The sequence below is a fragment of the Thermoleptolyngbya sp. PKUAC-SCTB121 genome (assembly GCF_016919485.1).
In the GTDB taxonomy this organism is placed as follows: domain Bacteria; phylum Cyanobacteriota; class Cyanobacteriia; order Elainellales; family Elainellaceae; genus Thermoleptolyngbya; species Thermoleptolyngbya sichuanensis.
This window is the reverse complement of record NZ_CP070366.1, coordinates 4308886-4324832: the sequence shown is the minus strand read 5'-3', so window position 1 is coordinate 4324832 and position 15947 is coordinate 4308886. Positions and strand designations below refer to the sequence as shown.

14 protein-coding genes, 1 tRNA gene, 1 pseudogene and 1 riboswitch are annotated in these 15947 nt (G+C 57.7%); of the genes and pseudogenes, 5 read left to right on the top strand and 11 right to left on the bottom strand.

The features are described from left to right. Positions 1–6: 6 nt before the first annotated feature. Positions 7–2838 (top strand): calcium-binding protein, encoded by a 2832-nt coding sequence (locus JTM80_RS17740; protein WP_205369966.1) that lies wholly within the window; start codon positions 7–9, stop codon positions 2836–2838. Positions 2839–2905: 67 nt separating this feature from the next. Here the strand turns inward: JTM80_RS17740 and JTM80_RS17735 are convergent, their stop codons facing one another. Together JTM80_RS17735 and JTM80_RS17730 are read right to left on the bottom strand one after the other, a co-directional pair. Next, positions 2906–3538, bottom strand: a complete 633-nt coding sequence (locus tag JTM80_RS17735; RefSeq protein ID WP_205369965.1) for a DUF4126 domain-containing protein — start codon at positions 3536–3538, stop codon at positions 2906–2908. A gap of 65 nt (positions 3539–3603) precedes the next feature. Beyond that, positions 3604–5094: a sodium:solute symporter family transporter gene (locus JTM80_RS17730; RefSeq protein ID WP_205369964.1), complete on the bottom strand. Its 1491-nt coding sequence runs from the start codon at positions 5092–5094 to the stop codon at positions 3604–3606. 326 nt (positions 5095–5420) lie between these two features. Then, positions 5421–5545, bottom strand: a riboswitch (TPP riboswitch). A gap of 91 nt (positions 5546–5636) precedes the next feature. On the opposite strand from JTM80_RS17730, the gene JTM80_RS17725 reads away from it, so the two are divergent. Continuing rightward, positions 5637–6374 carry a Uma2 family endonuclease gene (locus tag JTM80_RS17725; RefSeq protein ID WP_205369963.1) on the top strand — a complete coding sequence of 246 codons (738 nt, stop codon included), beginning with the start codon at positions 5637–5639 and terminating at the stop codon, positions 6372–6374. A 54-nt stretch (positions 6375–6428) separates the two neighbouring features. Here JTM80_RS17725 and JTM80_RS17720 read toward each other — a convergent pair whose 3' ends face one another. After that, on the bottom strand, positions 6429–6569 hold the full coding sequence (locus JTM80_RS17720) for a hypothetical protein (RefSeq protein ID WP_205369962.1): 141 nt from the start codon (positions 6567–6569) through the stop codon (positions 6429–6431). A 379-nt stretch (positions 6570–6948) separates the two neighbouring features. Here JTM80_RS17720 and JTM80_RS17715 point away from each other — a divergent pair, with 379 nt between their 5' ends. After that, positions 6949–7245, top strand: a complete 297-nt coding sequence (locus JTM80_RS17715; RefSeq protein ID WP_172355097.1) for a YkvA family protein — start codon at positions 6949–6951, stop codon at positions 7243–7245. A 313-nt stretch (positions 7246–7558) separates the two neighbouring features. On the opposite strand, the gene JTM80_RS17710 is transcribed toward JTM80_RS17715, so the two are convergent. The 8 genes and pseudogenes from JTM80_RS17710 to mgtE all read right to left on the bottom strand — a co-directional run bounded on the left by JTM80_RS17710 (position 7559) and on the right by mgtE (position 13689). Further along, positions 7559–8221 carry a Na(+)/H(+) antiporter subunit B gene (locus JTM80_RS17710; RefSeq protein ID WP_172355095.1) on the bottom strand — a complete coding sequence of 221 codons (663 nt, stop codon included), beginning with the start codon at positions 8219–8221 and terminating at the stop codon, positions 7559–7561. Beyond that, positions 8218–8874, bottom strand: a complete 657-nt coding sequence (locus tag JTM80_RS17705; protein WP_172358870.1) for a DUF4040 domain-containing protein — start codon at positions 8872–8874, stop codon at positions 8218–8220. The genes JTM80_RS17710 and JTM80_RS17705 overlap by 4 nt, the downstream gene beginning before the upstream one ends. An 89-nt stretch (positions 8875–8963) precedes the next feature. Beyond that, positions 8964–9239 (bottom strand): annotated as a pseudogene (locus JTM80_RS17700) (monovalent cation/H(+) antiporter subunit G); the annotation flags it as partial. Positions 9240–9487: 248 nt separating this feature from the next. Further along, positions 9488–9751, bottom strand: coding sequence for a hypothetical protein (locus JTM80_RS17695; RefSeq protein ID WP_172355091.1), 264 nt, complete (start codon positions 9749–9751; stop codon positions 9488–9490). Beyond that, positions 9748–10146 carry a Na+/H+ antiporter subunit E gene (locus tag JTM80_RS17690; protein ID WP_172355089.1) on the bottom strand — a complete coding sequence of 133 codons (399 nt, stop codon included), beginning with the start codon at positions 10144–10146 and terminating at the stop codon, positions 9748–9750. Before JTM80_RS17690 ends, JTM80_RS17695 begins: the two co-directional genes overlap by 4 nt. Continuing rightward, the gene (locus JTM80_RS17685) at positions 10131–11588 is read right to left on the bottom strand and encodes a cation:proton antiporter (RefSeq protein WP_172358869.1); all 1458 of its coding nucleotides are present in this window, start codon (positions 11586–11588) and stop codon (positions 10131–10133) included. Before JTM80_RS17685 ends, JTM80_RS17690 begins: the two co-directional genes overlap by 16 nt. A 98-nt stretch (positions 11589–11686) precedes the next feature. Beyond that, on the bottom strand, positions 11687–12034 hold the full coding sequence (locus JTM80_RS17680) for a cation:proton antiporter subunit C (RefSeq protein ID WP_172355087.1): 348 nt from the start codon (positions 12032–12034) through the stop codon (positions 11687–11689). A gap of 272 nt (positions 12035–12306) precedes the next feature. After that, entirely contained in the window at positions 12307–13689 is a 1383-nt protein-coding gene (gene mgtE, locus JTM80_RS17675; RefSeq protein WP_172355085.1) for a magnesium transporter, read from the bottom strand. Positions 13690–13946: 257 nt separating this feature from the next. Here mgtE and JTM80_RS17670 point away from each other — a divergent pair. Both JTM80_RS17670 and JTM80_RS17665 read left to right on the top strand, forming a co-directional pair. Then, a tRNA-Met gene (locus tag JTM80_RS17670) sits at positions 13947–14023 on the top strand. A 350-nt stretch (positions 14024–14373) separates the two neighbouring features. Then, positions 14374–15939: a DUF697 domain-containing protein gene (locus JTM80_RS17665; RefSeq protein WP_205369961.1), complete on the top strand. Its 1566-nt coding sequence runs from the start codon at positions 14374–14376 to the stop codon at positions 15937–15939. Positions 15940–15947 lie beyond the last annotated feature (8 nt).

Genomic DNA, 15947 nt, shown 5'->3' with positions numbered 1-15947 from the left:
GCATTCATGCCAACGGCACGTTTGAATGAGCAGCGGTTAACCACAGGGCGATCCATAGGGCAACCCACAGGGCGATCGCTCGGCATCGGTCTGACGAGCATCAACGACTTTTCGCCCCAGCTTCCGTTTCTTGACCTGTTCAAAACAGCCCGCGCCTGGATTCCGCAAACCAGCCAGGTCTGGAATACCGGCGAGGCGGTGCAAAATCTGGATGCCCACGGCTGGCCCACCCGTCTGCCCACTGCCGCCAAAGGCACGACGTACACCAAGCTCAGCACGCTGCTGCTGCGCGACATCCCCGGAGCCTATCGCCCCGGCCGCTATGTGGTGATGTATGACGGGCAGGGCACGCTGGAATACGGTTTTAACGCCGCAAAACTGGAGAACCTGTCCCGGCCCGGCCGCGACGTGATCCAGGTTGATCCCGCCAAAGACGCGGGCATTCTGCTCTCGATCACCGCGACCGACCCGCAGAAAACGGGCGACTATCTGCGAAACATCCGCGTCTATCACGAAGACGACCTGCCGCTGGTGGCGCAAGGCTCAGTCTTCAATCCCACGTTTCAGGAGCGGATTCGCAACTTTGGCACACTGCGGTTCATGGACTGGATGGAGACCAATGATTCCACCCAGCGCGAATGGCGCGATCGCCCCAAACCGACCGACGCAAGCTGGGCCTGGAAAGGCGCGTCGGTAGAAACAATGGTGGCCCTGGCAAATGAGATGCAGGTATCGCCCTGGTTCAACATGCCGCACCAGGCAACGGATGAATACATTGCCAACTTTGCCGCCTACGTTCGCGACCACCTCGACCCCAACCTGCGGGTGTATGTGGAATTTTCCAACGAGGTGTGGAATTGGCAGTTTGACCAGGCGCACTATGCCCAGGCGCAGGCCGAGGCCCGCTGGGGCAAAGACGTGCAGGGCGGCTGGATGCAGTGGTATGGCATGAGGGCGGCGCAGACCGCCAAAATCTGGAAGGAAACCTTTGCAGAAAAGAGCGGTGGCAATCGCCTTGCAGCGCAAGATCGCGTCATCGCTGTGCTGGCTACGCAAACGGGCTGGAAGGGGCTAGAAACCTATGCGCTAAACACGCCCGCCTGGGTTGCCGAGGGCAACGAACCCGCCTGGAAAGCCGTCGATGCCTACGCCGTTACAGGCTACTTTGGCAACAACCTGGGCAGCCCCACCCACGCCGACACGGTGCGCGCCTGGCTCTCGGAACCCGACGGCGGCTTTGCCAAAGCCTTTCAGCACCTCCGCGAGGGCGGTCTGCTGGGCGACAGCAAAGATTCCGTCAAAGACACGATCGCCCTATTCAAGTACCACGCCGACATCGCCCAGCGCCACAACTTGCAGCTCGTCGCCTACGAGGGCGGGCAGCACATCGTCGGCACGTCGGGCATCGAAAACGACGCGCAGTTGACCGAGTTTTTCATCGCGCTCAACCGTCGCCCCGAAATGGCGGAACTCTATCAACAACTGCTCGACGGCTGGAAAGAGGCAGGCGGCACGCTGTTCAACCATTTTGTGGATATTGCCCGGCCCAGCAAATGGGGCAGTTGGGGCATGATGGAAAGCCTCGACCAGACCGATGCGCCCAAGTACACCGCCCTGCAAGCCTTCATGAGCGCCAATCCTCGCTGGTGGGCAGAACCAGACTTGGGCGCTGTGCCGCCAGATCCCCCCCGCCCGTCTGACCCGCTGAACCTAGCGGGAACCGATGGCAACGATCGGTTAATCGGTGGCGCGGGCAGCGACACCCTGATGGGCGGCGCCGGCAATGACACGCTGATGGGGCACGACGGGGGCGATCGCCTCGACGGGGGCCCTGGGGCCGATGAGCTAGTCGGCGGCAGGGGCAACGATACTTACGTGATAGACCATGTGGGCGATCGCGTGATTGAGCGAGCCGACGGCGGCATCGACACGGTAGAGGCCAGCATCAGCTACACTCTACCCGACCATATAGAAAACCTGACGCTGAAGGGCACAGCGCCAGAGGGCATTGGCAATTTGCTCCGTAACGGGATATTGGGCAATTTCCGCAGCAACACGCTGGCGGGCATGGGCGGCCACGACCGGATACGCGGCTTCGACGGGCATGACTGGCTGGATGGGGGCAGCGGCAACGACACGCTGGAGGGCGGTCGCGGCAACGATACCTATGTCGTAGCCAGCCTCGGCGATGGGGTCATTGAACTGCTCAGGGCGGGAGCTGATACGGTGATTGCCTTGATCAGCTGGGTGCTGGGCGATTCTTTAGAAAACCTCACCCTCCGCGGCGATGCCCTCACGGGGCGCGGCAATGGGCTGAGCAATCTGATCATTGGCAATGGAGCCGATAATCTGCTCTGGGGCGGCGGCGGCGGCGACACCCTACGCGGCGAGGGTGGTAATGACACGCTCAAAGGCGAAGCCGGAAATGACGTGCTAGTCGGCGATGGGGGGAACGACCTGCTGGTGGGTGGCGTGGGCCGTGACACGCTGACTGGCGGCACAGGGCGCGATTCCTTTGACCTCTCGACCACGCGCAGCGGCGGACTGGACACGCTGATCGACTTTCGCCCCGGTGAGGATGTGCTGCTGGTTCCCGCTGCGGAGTTTGGTCTGGCAGATTTGGCAGGGACATTGCCTACAACACTGCCTACAACACTGCCTACAACACTCCTGCGCCAGGGCACGCGGGCAGTGCGAGAGGGCGATCGCTTCATTTATGACCGCAGCACGGGCAACCTGTTCTTTGACCCCGACGGCAGCGGCAGCGCTCCCCAGGTGCAAATTGCTCAGCTACCCGCAGGCGTGGCGATCGCCGCAGCAAATATTCTGGTGTTCTAGGCTGGCGCAACTGCGGACGCTGAGGCAGACGCTCAGGTAGAAGTTCAAGTAGAAGCTCAGTAGAAGTTCAGACAGGGGGAGATGGCGGGGGTGGCGCAGCGGCGGCGGGCGCGGGTGATTCCGCTACGGGCTGTCCCAGCAGTCCAGTTCGGACTCGCAACCACAGCCGCCCCAATAGCCCCAACAGACCCAGGAGGAAGCCAATCGCTGCGCCAGGAAGGGCGATCGCCAGCACCGACAGCACTACTGCAATCAGGATTTCCAGCGACGTAATCAAAAAATTCGCCAGTCCGCCTGTGAAGATTGTGGTCAACTGCCGCGAAAACCCCGACAGCCCCCGCATTGCGCCCGCCGCGCCGCCCCCCGCCAAAATCGCCAAACTCCACCGCAAAAACGGGTCTAGCCCGCTGGAGAACGCCGCCGTCAGCAGCGTCCCCGCAATAATCGACGCGGGAAACGCAACCAAATCCAGCAGCGTATCCAGCCACGGCACAAAGTAGGCAATCACCTCCACCAGCACCGCCACGCCCAGCGTGAGCAGCGCCGGGAACGAGTCTACCCACTGCAAATCGGGCGCAACCGGGAAATGCCCAAACAGCGCCGCCATGCTCAGCACCAAAAACGGAACCAGCAGCCGAAAACCAGCAGCCGCGCTGAGGCCGATGCCGATGCAGAGGTCAATGATTAGGTTCCAGTCCATGTTAGGCAAGGGGAGAGAGGGAGGCGGCGACGAGGGTTGGAGTTGGCGTTCCGTCGCCCCGCTGCTTACTTTCCGATGCTAATCTGATCGGGCGCAGGAACGGCGTAGGCGCGGCTACGATCGCCCAGGGTGGCAAAGTCAAATTGCTGGCGGCGGTTGGCGATCGCACTTCCGACGAGAGCAATTCCAGCAGAAACGGCGATCGCCACGGCAAAGCTCACCAGCAGGTCGCCCGCGAAGGGTAGGCCGTTCCAGGGTGAAAAATCGGGCTTGGGGAAGAACAGGGCCCCTGCGCCAATGCCCGCGAGAGCGCTGAAAAAGGCAGTTTGCCCAGTCAGACGACGGGAGTAAAGTCCCCAAATCACCGGAAACACAGCCCCAGCGCAGACCAGATCCGCCAGCAGAAATAGGTACAGCACGTCGAAGCCCCGTGCCGCAATGGCGATCGCGGGCAGCCCCACCGCCACCGTTAGCAGCCGCGAAGCCCGCAGCAGCCCGCTGGTCTGCATTTGCGGAAACAGGCGGATCAGGTCAATGGTAAACACGCTGGCAATGCCATTCAGCAGCGACGACAGCGTACTCATCACCAGCGCCAGCGCCAGCACCAGCACCAGCACCGTGAACCACAGCGGCAAAGCAAGCTGCTGCAACAGAGAAAAGAAAGCGCGATCGTCCGTGAAGCCCAAACTGGCCGCCAGCAGCCCCAGTGCCCCCGCTATCATCAACAGCGGCAGCGTAATCACCGCGGACCCCAGAAACGCCTGCTGTACGGTCTTGTCGGTGCGGCTGGCGTAGACCCGCTGCCAGTTTGCCTGGTTAAACACCTCAGCAGCAACAATTGCCAGCACCAGCGTTGCGCCAAACTTGATGCCGTCCACGTTGCCCAGCGAGAGCAGTTGGGGCGCATTCAGCCGCACAGGTTGCAGCGCCGCTTCCCAGCCGCCCATTGCCGCCAGCGCTACGAGAAAGCTGACCAGCAGCAGCGGCACCATCACCGCAAACTGAATCGCGTCGGTGAAGATAGTCGCGCCCAAGCCGCCGTAGGTGGTGTAGAGAAACGTTGCGGCAATAACCACCAGCGCCGTCCAGCCGAGGGGCACGTCTGCCAGGATTTGCACCGCTTTGGCGATCGCCGTCAGTTCCGCCGCCAGGTAGATAAACATATAAAACACAATCACCCCCAGCGCCAGCAGATACATCGCATTGCCGAAGCGACACAGCACAAACTCGTTGAGGGAGTGGCCCTGGGGCAAGATCCGGCGCAGGCGCGGGCCAATTTGGGTGAACAGCGCCAGGGGAGCCGCCGACCCCAGACAGTAGCCCACAATGCCCGCAATGCCGCTGCTGGCCCCCACCTGGGGCGGGCTAAACAAAATCCACACACCCAGCGCCGACGCAACGACGGTGGCAAAGGACATCCACGGGCCAAACCGATTTCGGCTGACCATGTAATCTTCCAAATTCATCGTCTGCTGGCTGGCCCGCACCAGCCCCAGCAGGGCAAACCCGCCCGCCGTTGCCAGCGTCACCAACAGCGCCACAGATTGAACCGACATGCTCAAACCCTCCTCTGGGAATTGTTCGGTAAAGTCGCTAGAGGCTGGTTTGGTCTTGGGGATTGTCGCAGCTTGTTCGCAAGCGAGTGTCGCTGAATCTAGTCCGCCCTTACAGGTTTTTGCCAGGATTTACGCAAGCCCTCGTGAATGCAACTCGGATGCTTGCGCGAATCGGCTGGACTGACGCTGAAGACGCGATCGCGAACGGTGACGTGAACAGATTGGAGGACAGCTTAGGGTAGGGTAGAGGGCGATCGCCCCTACCTATTTCACTTCCGTAATTTCACTTCCCTATTCTGCTAGTTCTGCCAACCCTTCGGATGTCGTCGATGCAAGCCTCGCTTCCCTCCGCTGGCATAACCCAGTCTCAGGTTCCAAGGGTGTAATCTCAGCCTGCTCTGTCTTGATTCATGTCTTGATTCAGACAGGGCAAGCACCCCTAGCTTGAGAAGTATTCTACCATTGAGCAACTGTTTCCCAGCCGCTAGAATCAAGTCACCGACTCTCAAGCCCCTCGCGCTGTTGCTCTCACTCCGGCTGCCATGCTCAAGTTCTACGACCCGCGCCTCTGTCTGCCCTCGTCCGAAGAACTGCCCGACTCCGACGAAACGCCCGTGGATAACGAACTCCAGGATCTGATGCCCGGTTTGTTGAAAGCAATCCTGGCCCAGATCTGGGCCGATCGGCAGGACTGGTTTTTTGGCGTAGACATGGGCATCTACTACGACCCAGAGGAGCCAGCCATCGTCCCCGACGGCTTTTTGAGCCTGGGCGTAGAGCGGATTGTAGACGAAGAATTGCGCCTTAGCTATGTGCTGTGGGAGGAGCAGAACATCGTTCCAGTGCTGGTGCTGGAGGTTGTCTCGCGCAAGTATCGGGGCGAGTACAGCAGCAAAAAAGCCTTCTATGCTGAGATGGGCGTGAAATACTACGCCGTTTATTCCACGCGCCGCCGCCGCAAACCGCCGCTAGAAATCTACCGCCTGCAAGACGGTGTGTACACGCTCCAGCGCGACAATCCACTGTGGATGCCGGAAATTGGGCTGGGGCTGGGGCGCGATCGCGGCACATACCTGGGCATCACGCGGGAATGGCTGTACTGGTATTCTGAAGCGGGCGATCGCTACCCCACGCCCGAAGAACGCGCAGCCCAAGCAGAACAGCGGCTCCAAGACGCGGCCGCAGAACTCGCTGCCGAGCGCCAGCGTACCCAGAGACTCCTGGAGCAACTGCGGCAGCGCGGCATCGACCCGACGGAGCTACTGGAAGGACTGGAATAGGAGCGATCGCCCGCTAGCATTGTTCAGCTTACGGTCCTGATTTGCGAATCAGGCTCAGCGGCTGAGCCACTGCCAGTGCTGATAGTTGGGATGCAAATGGCGCGGCAAGGCAGGATGGCGGATGGAGCCTAGCTCATGGCGATCGCCCACGGTCAGGGGCAGGCGATCTCGAAGTGAAGGATCAGAAGCAAGCAAACTGGAGCAGTCAGATTTTAGATTTCGCATTGCGAACCTCCTGGTAAATCAACGATCAGGAGGCACATCCAAACCTGTCACCATGCTTGATGCAGCCAAATTATAGGCAACTTGGACAGCAAGGGCATGTGCGAATCTTTTTTTGTGCCTTGGGGGGCAGCCGTTTCAGCGTTCAAACAGGCTGAAAAATTGGCTCTTCTCTAATCATATCGAACAAACTTTCATTTTGTAGCATAAGATACTGAAATCTGGAGCGCATCCTCCTGGAGAGCTAGACCAAGGGTGGGTGGGGTTCCTATCCCAACGCAGACGGTTTTTCCCACTCTACAGCGCAGGCACAATCTCGCAGAATGAAGATGTTGAGTAAAGGACATTCCCGATGGCGTTCTCCCTGCAAAGCCTCTACGACTGGTATCGCGATGTCATTCGCAATCCCAAATACCGCTGGTGGATTATCTTAGGCACGATTGCATATATCGTTATGCCATTCGATATCGCGCCCGATTTCATTCCCGTCATTGGTCAAATTGATGATGCGATTATTATCACGCTGCTGTTCACAGAAGTTTCTCAACTGCTAATCGAGCGCGTGAAAAACAAGAAAGAAGTGGTGGATTCTGAGCAGGTTACGTCTGCGGACACGCCTGTCGATGTGCAAGCAGTTTCCATCGATTAAGGTTTCAGGTGACTGGGGTTTCAGGTGACTGGGGTTTCAGGTGACTGGGGTTTCAGGTGACTAAGGTCTCAGAAGCCGCATCGTCTGCATTGACCCAGTGTGTTCCTCAAAAGTGGGCGATCGCCCTTTCCCAAAGTGGCCAGTGTCGAGCCGCGCTTCGGCAATGAAGGAGTCACGGGTGGGGGTTGAGCCAAAAATTCGGACTAGAGTTGTGGCAGAGAGTCGATTCTGAACTTGGGATCGGCTCTCTGCGTGTGTTGTCAGGCTCATCTTGCTGGACTGCGAATCCCCTGCGTTCAGCCCTACGCTTTGACTACAGCAACCCTCGATAGCGGATAAACACGAGGATCACCGCCCAGGAACCCAGCGCCACCTTTAGCGCCACCAAAATATTCAGAATGGGAATCACGCCGCCGCTGACTAGGCTGCCCAGTTCGCCGTGCGGCAGTTCGAGGCCCACCAGCGTCATCACGGCTAGCACGATAAAAATCATCACCGAGACTTTTTCCCAGCGGGCGGTGTGCCAGCGCTGATAGATGCCCTGCATCAGTTCGGAAGAGGATGTGATCGCCACCAGTCCAATAGCCGTGCCGCCTGCCACGCCAGCCGCAAAGCCACCGCCAGGGCTAAGGTGTCCGCGAATCGCCAGTTCAATGCCCACCAGCGCCGCGATTGTTGCGCCCAGCCGTGCCAGCACGATGGAGGGTTCGTCTGTAAAGCGGCGAAACTTGGCCGAAGGCTTTTCGTTTGCCAGCAAGAAGTAGGCTCCCATGATGGCAATAGTGAACACCACGACTTCAAAAATGGTGTCGTAGAGCCGATTGCGAAAAATGATGCCCGTGACGGCGTTGGGCACGCCGCTATCTTGCACGATAGCTTCAACAATGGAGAAATCCAGTTCACTAGGGGCAGGCTGGGGCATCAGCAGGATTTTCAAAAAAATGGCAACGCCTGCCAGCAGATAAATCCAGATCATGGGTGCTTTGCTCCGGGAGTGGGTGGGCCAACGTAGGCGATCGCCGGGGAAGAGGGCAACTCGGCTTGCAAGATGTCGTAGATGCGGCGGAGGCGCGTGGCAGTCTGGTAAGTCGCCTTCACGGCTACATCGTGTGGGGTAGAGGGGTCGTCTGCCTCAAGCTGAGTGCAGGTGAGATGCACCTCCTTTTCGAGGAGCGCCTGCTGCAAATCTTCTGGGCTGAGATAGGGAATTAGCTCCAGTCGCAGGTGATACTTACCAAACGTTAGCCGGAGGTCGTTGATGAGCGACTTGAGAGGAGAGTCCGAGGTTGCTGGCGTGGATTGCCCCAAAGGCAGGCTAGCGTCCTCGGAAAGCAGGTTGAGGGCGATCGCTTCGTCCTTTAGCACGCCCAGCCGCAGCACCATCGAGGAACGCACCGCTACCGCGTAAAGCGTTACCGCTAGCATCGTGCCCACCATTGCCTCCGTCAGTGCCACGTCTGCTGCGCCCAGCAGCGTGTATACCAACGCCGCCACTGCGCCCAGGATGCCGCGAATCACTAGCGCATGGTAGGGATTCACCTGAAACACCAGCATGGCAGCGGACAGAGGCAGAAGCGCCGTAATTGCGTACACGTATTCGTCGTGTGGCCCGAATATGCTGTGTGGCATCATACGTCCCCCTGGTCAGTCTGCGGTTCACTGGTGATGCTGCTAAACGGCTCTACAGCCTCTCCCCAGCGTTCTTTGGCAGGCAGGTCGCTGGCGCAATAGGCCAGCACATAGCCTAGCATGGTGTTCCACAGCGCCAATGAGAAGATAGCCAGCAGCAGCAGCGGCCACTCGCGAGGAATTTTCAGCAGTAGCCCGAAGACGATGCTGAGAGATCCCAGGGTGTCGGCAATCGAGAGGCTGTGCAGTTTGTAGAGAACTGAGCGATCGCCCACCAGCGGCCAGGTTCCCCAAAACCAAAACACCAGCCCCAGCGCGATGCAGCCATAACTCAAAAGGTCTATTAAGGTATTCACAACTGGCATAGTGATCATGGTGGGTTTCTAATCTGTTGAAAGGCGGTTTTAGAGGATGTTTGAAAAGTCCTACTGTTTGTAGCAAAGTGTGCAAGATCTCTCTAAATCCCCCTTGAAAAGGGGAACTTTAAGGCGGTTTCCCCCTTTTTAAGGGGGGCTAGGGGGATCTCTGAGTGCTTAACATCACAGGTGATACCTTTTCAAACACCCTCTTAGACAAAAGTTCTACAGATCTACACAAGTTTTCCTCTAGTTTTCTAGAGAGTTTGTGACAGGTCATTGAGCCGTTTGATGACGTGAGCCAGCAGCATCAAGCCTGCATTGCCAACACTCAGAATCAGCACACCCACTACGCCGATCATCCAGTCGTCTTGCAAGATCGACACAATCAAAATCATGATTGAGGTTTTGGTGGCAATGCTGGCAAAAGCTAACATTTTTTGCCAGATATTATCGTCTTGCCATGCTTCATAAAGTGGAATCAGCAACGCCACCAACATGATCAGGAGAATGAGCTTCATGATGGCCCCCCTCGCGTCACGCGATGCACTTCGAACCAGCCCGCTTCGTGATATTTCAGCACAATAGTTTTGGGTGTGAACGTGATCAGAAATATATCCAGAAAAAGCAAGTGGGGCGATCGCCGAGGCTGCACATGCTGCAAAACAATTTCCTCCCGTTTGTGGGGACGGAGAATCATTTCAAGGGCTTCGGCATAGGCTTGAGGAATAGAGGCAAACACCTTGAACAACACCCTCAGCCATTCGCTGAGGCGGTCGTTTCGGCCAGTATCGCCCCGGGGCAACAGCAGCGCCACGGTTACGCCGATCACGATATTTGCCAAGCTCAAATTTGCGGTGAGCAAGAACCAAATTGTGAGCCGTAAGATAAGCTGCCGAGCTAGTTTGCCACCCATGCAAAGACCATCCAGAAGACGAGGATTAACATTAAGCTCATGCCGCCGATTAAATGCTCGAACTTTTCAGCCGTGCGGGGAAGTTTGACATTGGCTTGCCGGAAGATCAGCTTGTGGGCAATCCAGGCAATTCCAATAATGAGCAGCGGCTTCACGACATTTTCGACCGTATATGCTTCGTAGTAGACTGCGTTAGCCAGCACCAATCCACCCAGCAGCACCAGCATCGCCGCCCAAAATCCGGGCTTGAGTGGCTGGCTCTGCGAGTCTGGTGGAAATTGGCGATGGGGCAGGAAGATAAACTTTGCAAAGGCGATCGCCGTTCCGACGGCTGCCAGATTCATGCCAACAACCTGCCACGGCAGTAGGCTCTTCATCGTCAGCACTTTTGCGCCAAAGCCCGACAGCAGCGGAAAGCCAGAGATCGAGAAACTGGCGATCGCCAGCGCAATCCACAGCGACCTGCGAATTGGCACTTGCTGTAGCTCTTTGAAACTGCGACTGGGCAGGTTGCCTGCCAGCAGGAATAAGGACGACTTGACCATTCCGTGCGTCAGCGCGTAGAAGCCACCCACCTCCGGAGCCGCCAGCACAAAGCCCAACTGTGAGATGGTGCTAAATGCCAGCAGCCGCTTGGTGTCTTTTTCAAAGACGGCATAGGCCACGCCCAACAGCGCCGTCCCCACGCCAAACACCCGCACCATCGGATCAATTTCTGGCAGCAGCAGGGCGCAGCGCATCAGGGGATAGATGCCGGCCTTGACTACCACACCCGACAGCAGCGCCGACACGGGCGACTCCGATTCCGAATGAGTGAGCGGCAGCCATAGCCCTGCAACAAACACACCGCCCTTGACCAACAACCCCAGAAAAATCAGGGCGATCGCCTCCAAGGGCGCACGGCTCAACCCCACATAGGCAAAGGAGTGATTCGCTTGGTAGACCAGCACCGCCCCCATCAGATAAAACAGCATCGCCGTATTGCTGACAAAGAGGTAGCGCAGACCCACCCAAATCGAGCAATCGCTCCGGGGATAGGCAACCAGCAAAAATGCCGCAATGCTGATCACCTCCAGCGCCACGTAGAGGCTCATAAAATCGGCACAGGCAAACGCTGCGTTGACACTGCCGTGCAAAATCGTGAGCTGGGTATAAAAAAACGCCGACTTGCCCGTATCCCAGCAGTAGAGAATCACTGCCGCCGTCACCAGAGCATTTGTGAAAATGAAAAAGCCGCTTAGCGGATCGAGCAGCAGCGTCACGCCAAACCGATCCAGCAGCCCCAAACTGAGGGGCACCTCGCGCAGAAACAGCAGCGTGGCATAAACCGCCGAGGCGAGTGCCGCCGCCAGCGCCAGAGGACGGGCCAGACGGGGTATCAGGTACACTGCAAAGCCAGCAAACAGCGGCAATGCCACCCAACCAATGGTCAAACGACTCATCGTGGTGTTGCTAATGCTCAGATCTGTGGCAATCGGGCTGCTAAACGAAAACCCGCTCATCCACCCATTGAACCCTTCTAGGAGGCCGACGAAGTTGGTCATGGCGTGTTCTCCCTTTCAATCTCGTTGGCCTCCAAGATGGGGTTGTCTCGTGCCAGTTTCATGATGCCGACCAACATCAGCGCTTGAATGGAGAACCCAATCACAATCGCAGTCAAAATCACGGCCTGGGGCACGGGGTCGGCATAGGCAATCCCTGCTGCGTTGTCCAGTGCCTCGGTCAGAATCGGCGTTTTCAAGCCCTCTCGCGAAGCAATCAGCACGTAATAGGCAATTACGCCCGTACTCATCACGTCCATCGAGATGATTTTCATCACGAGGTTCTTTTTGAAGACGATGCCAAAGAACCCGCACAGAATGGTGGCGATCACAAAGGCCTCTAACACAGCATCCTCCTTGCCCAAACTAAGACCGACCCCAGGCCCCGCCGTAGCCCAATCCCTTCGGCGATCGCCTCGACCAGTCCTGTATGGCGTGAGCCAAAACTATAGACTTAATTCAATCATCAAATACCCGTTGATAGCAATCATACTATGATTCTCGGATTGGTTTGCCGTGTTTGAGGATATGAACTTTTGACGAAGGCAAAACAGTCTAGCCAGAGCAATCTAGCCAGAGTATTAGTCAAAGGGCTAGTCGAAGGGGTAACTGGAGATGGCTAGCCAATGTTCAGCAACAGCTTGGCAATGTTGAGGTAGATCAAAATCCCCAGGATATCGGCAACTGTGGTGATGAACGGCGATGCCATAAATGCTGGGTCAAAGCCCATTTTGTGGAACAGGTAGGGCAGGAGCGTGCCGACAGTGGCAGCCAGTGCGGCGATCGCAATCAAACTCAGTCCCACGGTCAGCCCAATCTCCACCTTGCCCACAAACACCATCGCAATGCCCAATACCAGCACTGCTAGCACAATCCCCAGCGCGGCCCCAGCAAACAGTTCTCGCAAAATCACCCGTGCAGGTTTCTTGTTTCGCAGCTCGTCGGTACTCAGCCCGCGAATCAGCACGGTTGAAGACTGCGCCCCGATATTGCCGCCCGTGTCGATCAGCAGCGGCGTGAAGAAGGCGAGTTCTACCACGCTGTCCAGCACCTCTTCGTACTGCGACATGATGAACACCGTGGCGATGTTCGTCACCACCAACACCAGCAGCCAAGGCACCCGCCTTTTCAAAATTGACCAGAAACCGCTGTCGAAATAGCTCTCGCCCTCAGCCCGCACGCCGCCGATGGCGTAGATATCTTCGGTCGCTTCCTCTTCCAAGATGTCGATTACGTCATCAACCGTGACCACGCCTAGCAGAATGCCTTCCTGATCCACAATTGGCAGCGCCAGCAGGTCATAGCGCTGAATCAGCCGTGCCACCTCCTCTTGGTCTACATCGGCCCGCGCAAAAATCACATCACGCTCCATCACGTCTTCTACCCGCTGATCTGGCGATGCCAGAATCAGATCGCGCAGGGATACGGTGCCCAGCAGTCGCTTGACTGGGTCGGTGACATAGACGTAGTAGGCGACTTCCTTGTCGCGGGCCAGTTCCCGAATGCGCTCCTGGGCCTGGCTCACGGTCATATCTGCCCGCACCGAAATAAATTCGGGGGTCATCACCCGGCCGGCAGTGTCGGGTTTATAGCCCAGCAGCAGCGCGGTGGCCTGGCGTTCGCTGGGGTCGAGTTGGGCTAGTACCCGCCGCACCAGGTTTGCGGGCATTTCGTCGAACAGGTTGGCCCGATCGTCTGGAGCCATGCTCTCTACGATGTCGATCGCTTCTTGATCGCGAAACTCTTCTAAAAGAGATTGCTGAACATCGCTGTCGAGATATTCATAAACGGCGATCGCCTCTGATTTACTCAACAGGCGAAACGCAAGCATTTGCATCGGCCTCGATAATCCCTGAATCGCTTCGGCAATATCGACAGGAGGAACCGGAACCAGCAGCATTTTTGCGCCTTCGTAGTTTTTTTGCTCCAGCAGTAGTTGGAGCTGATCGCGAACAATGTCACGCAGCTCGCTGCTGGAGGTCGGGTTGGCGGCTTGAGTCATTGCCTTTGTCCTCCTTAGCTTATAAACATCAACAGGTGAAAACCAACAAGACGAGTGGGCTGGTCGAATTAGATGCGGTCGAATCAGGTGCGATCGCCCTCTCCGTTACACTCCCACATTGTTCAACAAATGTTCAACAAAAGCCCCACCCTGACTAGGTTAGTCAAGCGTTGCAGCAAGTTTTCTAAGCGTTTTTCAAGAGTTTTCCGAAAAACCTGGCCATACCCGCCAATCTTTCGCTATACTTGAAAAGGCAACGCGGGATAGAGCAGCCTGGTAGCTCGTCGGGCTCATAACCCGAAGGTCAGTGGTTCAAATCCACTTCCCGCCACCAAATTTGATCCCTGTAATGGGTTTCTAGGTCAGGAGGAGTCAGTGTGAAAGCTGGCTTCTCTTTTTTTCGGATGCTTTTTCGGATGCAAAAATAATCATCTGTTTTGATCAGGACTTCCGCACTTGCGATCAGCTCTTTGGGGTTTGGACAATTTCTTACGGCTGCGCCCGCCCGCGAGATGCGCCCGCGAGAAATTGTCCAACTGCGTAAGTCCTATTCATGACGCAATTTTCCTGCTTTTTGCGATTTTCAGGGGAAAACTGCCTGGTTTTGTAGAGGACTCCGCACTCCCAGCGCCTTCAGCCAGCCCGGTAGAATAGAACAGGTGATGCGAAAGCGGTGAAACGAGCATGGTTCCTAAGATTCGGCGACCGTTGGTGGTGGGGAGTGTGGGGCTGACGGCGAGTGCCTGGTTGCTGCAACTGGGGCATCCCACCGGGGCGCACTGGGGCGAAACGATTGTTTGGGGGGCGATCGCCCTGGGGGGTGGCCTGTGGTGGTTCAGACAACAGCAGCCCGCGCCAGAGTTGGACACCACGGCTCCGCTAGATCGCACCACCGTTGAGCAAGTGCTGAAGGCGCTGGAGCCGCTGCTGGATCAGCTAGAGCGAGAATCGGCAACGACCTCTGGCAGCCCGACCGACAGCACCGTTGCGCTGTCGCTACAACCCGATCCGCGCGATATTGCTCCGCAACACTGGCGCGATCGCCTCGCCCTCCTCAAAACCGAGCTAGACCGTGACGCGCTGAATGTTGCCCTGATCGGCGGCAAGTCCGTTGGCAAAACCACGCTTGCCGAGCGCCTCACTGCCGACTGGCTGCCCAATATGCCCCAAACGGTGACGCTGACCGATACGCCCGCGCTGTTTGATGAGCTAGATGCCGCATCAGAGGTTGCCCTGGCTGCGGCGGCCGATCTGGTGGTCTTCGTCACAGCAGGCGACATCACGGATTCAGAATTTCAAGTATTGAAGGAACTGTCGCGCCAGCAGCAGCGCATCGTGCTGGCGTTTAACAAGCAGGATCAATACCTACCGGGCGATCGCCCGCTGATTCTCCAGCAAATTCGGGAGCGGCTGCTGGGGCAGGTTCCGGTGCAGGAAGTGGTTGCCATTACCGCTGCGCCTGCACCATTAAAAGTGCGTCAGCACCAGGCCGACGGCACGATTCAGGAAACGCTAGAGCAGCCTGCGCCCGATGTCTCCGCGCTGACTGAGCGGCTGACGGGAATCGTCTCAGTGGCGGGGCCGCAGTTGGTGCTGAACACGGTTCTGCGTTGCGCCGCTGCGCTGAAGGCCGAGATTTTGGCAGCGCTGAACCAGTTGCGCCGCGATCGCGCGATGCCCTTGATCGAACAGGCACAGTGGATTGCGGGCGCGGCCGCCTTTGCCACGCCGATGCCCAGCCTAGATTTGCTGGCAACGGGCGCGATTAACGCACAGATGGTGATGGACTTGGGCAAGGTCTATCAGCAGGCGTTTTCGGCAGAGCAGGCGAAGGCGATCGCCACCACGATGGCCGAAGTGATGCTGAAGCTAGGGCTGGTAGAAGTGTCTACCCAGGCGATCGCCCCCCTGCTGAAGAGCCATCTGGCCACCTTTGCTGTAGGCGGGGCGCTGCAAGGCGTGAGTGCGGCGTATCTGACCCGCGTCGCTGGCCTCAGCTTAGTCGCCTACTTTGAAGAGCAAAGTTCCACGGCGGCCCCGGCGGGCGAATTTGCCCTGAAGCGCGATCGCCTGATTCAGGCCATCAAGGCCGTGTTTCAAAACAACCAGCGCACGGACTTTTTGCAAACCCTGGTGCAGCAAGCCGCCAAACAGCTTGCCCCCGCCACCGCGCAGCCCGTCGCGCTGCCCACACCCTTGGCCGCCCCTGTTGCTGAACCCATCAGCACCCAGGCGCAAGGGATTAACTAGCAGGACTG

What these genes read in the sequence shown, in the direction of transcription:
- JTM80_RS17740 (WP_205369966.1), top strand. Translation starts at nt 7, where the DNA reads ATGCCAACGGCACGTTTGAATGAGCAGCGGTTAACCACAGGGCGATCC.
- JTM80_RS17735 (WP_205369965.1), bottom strand. Translation starts at nt 3,538, where the DNA reads ATGGACTGGAACCTAATCATTGACCTCTGCATCGGCATCGGCCTCAGC.
- JTM80_RS17730 (WP_205369964.1), bottom strand. Translation starts at nt 5,094, where the DNA reads ATGTCGGTTCAATCTGTGGCGCTGTTGGTGACGCTGGCAACGGCGGGC.
- JTM80_RS17725 (WP_205369963.1), top strand. Translation starts at nt 5,637, where the DNA reads ATGCTCAAGTTCTACGACCCGCGCCTCTGTCTGCCCTCGTCCGAAGAA.
- JTM80_RS17715 (WP_172355097.1), top strand. Translation starts at nt 6,949, where the DNA reads ATGGCGTTCTCCCTGCAAAGCCTCTACGACTGGTATCGCGATGTCATT.
- JTM80_RS17710 (WP_172355095.1), bottom strand. Translation starts at nt 8,221, where the DNA reads ATGATCTGGATTTATCTGCTGGCAGGCGTTGCCATTTTTTTGAAAATC.
- JTM80_RS17705 (WP_172358870.1), bottom strand. Translation starts at nt 8,874, where the DNA reads ATGCCACACAGCATATTCGGGCCACACGACGAATACGTGTACGCAATT.
- JTM80_RS17695 (WP_172355091.1), bottom strand. Translation starts at nt 9,751, where the DNA reads ATGAAGCTCATTCTCCTGATCATGTTGGTGGCGTTGCTGATTCCACTT.
- JTM80_RS17690 (WP_172355089.1), bottom strand. Translation starts at nt 10,146, where the DNA reads ATGGGTGGCAAACTAGCTCGGCAGCTTATCTTACGGCTCACAATTTGG.
- JTM80_RS17685 (WP_172358869.1), bottom strand. Translation starts at nt 11,588, where the DNA reads ATGAGTCGTTTGACCATTGGTTGGGTGGCATTGCCGCTGTTTGCTGGC.
- mgtE (WP_172355085.1), bottom strand. Translation starts at nt 13,689, where the DNA reads ATGACTCAAGCCGCCAACCCGACCTCCAGCAGCGAGCTGCGTGACATT.
- JTM80_RS17665 (WP_205369961.1), top strand. Translation starts at nt 14,374, where the DNA reads ATGGTTCCTAAGATTCGGCGACCGTTGGTGGTGGGGAGTGTGGGGCTG.